This is a genomic window from Sediminicola luteus (genome assembly GCF_040566555.1).
GTDB lineage: Bacteria > Bacteroidota > Bacteroidia > Flavobacteriales > Flavobacteriaceae > Sediminicola.
In genome coordinates this window covers 2,501-3,530 of the sequence record NZ_JBEWYP010000015.1, presented here as the reverse complement: position 1 = coordinate 3,530, position 1,030 = coordinate 2,501, and the positions used below count along the sequence as shown (strand labels likewise).

The 1,030-nt window shown below is 49.2% G+C and carries 2 tRNA genes and 1 rRNA gene (1 of these 3 only partly in view); all 3 read left to right on the top strand.

Annotated features, from left to right (window positions below):
* Position 1 precedes the first annotated feature (1 nt).
* Positions 2–75: transfer RNA gene (locus ABXZ32_RS15755), tRNA-Ile, on the top strand.
* 123 nt (positions 76–198) lie between these two features.
* A tRNA-Ala gene (locus ABXZ32_RS15750) sits at positions 199–272 on the top strand.
* A 182-nt stretch (positions 273–454) separates the two neighbouring features.
* Positions 455–1,030 (top strand): 23S ribosomal RNA (locus tag ABXZ32_RS15745) (it continues 2,256 nt past the right edge of the window).

Sequence of the window (1,030 nt, the reverse complement as noted above, 5' to 3'; positions counted from 1 at the left end):
GAGTCTCATAGCTCAGCTGGTTAGAGCGCTACACTGATAATGTAGAGGTCGGCAGTTCGAGTCTGCCTGAGACTACAACAGGACTCCCCTAGGGGAAGAATGTAAAAAGTTCATTGATTGACAGATTGAAGGAAATTCTAGGAGCAGAGGGTTCTACTCATTAAATGATTCAGGGTGCTACATCCGGGATTTCGAAATGGGGGATTAGCTCAGCTGGCTAGAGCGCCTGCCTTGCACGCAGGAGGTCATCGGTTCGACTCCGATATTCTCCACAACGGCACAAGACGGTATTAGGGATGTTATCAAATTCATCACTTAGTATCCTCGCCGAAACGTTCATTGACATATTGGGACAAAGTGCGTACAATTATACCACCAGGGATAGTTGTACGTCATGGAAATTAATACGAATAATATTACGAGGGCGCATGCCTAGCCTTATGGCGAAGCAGGTGCGACAAGTTAAATAAGGGCGTATGGGGGATGCCTAGGCTCTCAGAGGCGAAGAAGGACGCGATAAGCTGCGAAAAGCTGCGGGGATCGGCACACACGATATGATCCGCAGGTATCCGAATGGGGCAACCCACTAGTTTGAAGAACTAGTACATCGCAAGATGGGCAAACCCGGGGAACTGAAACATCTAAGTACCCGGAGGAGGAGAAAACAATAGTGATTCCGTTAGTAGTGGCGAGCGAAAGCGGATTAGCCCAAACCGATATTGTTTCGGCAATATCGGGGTTGTAGGACCACGACATTCGGTGCGTAATGAACTGGAACAAGTTGGAAAGCTTGGCCGTAGAGGGTGATAGCCCCTTACAGGTAAAGACCGTTACCGATAGTGGTATCCTGAGTAGCGCGGGGCACGTGAAACCTTGCGTGAATCTGGCGGGACCATCCGCCAAGGCTAAATACTCCTGAGAGACCGATAGTGAACCAGTACCGTGAGGGAAAGGTGAAAAGAACCGTGAATAACGGAGTGAAATAGATCCTGAAACCATACGCCTACAAGCGGTCGGAGCACGTTTACGT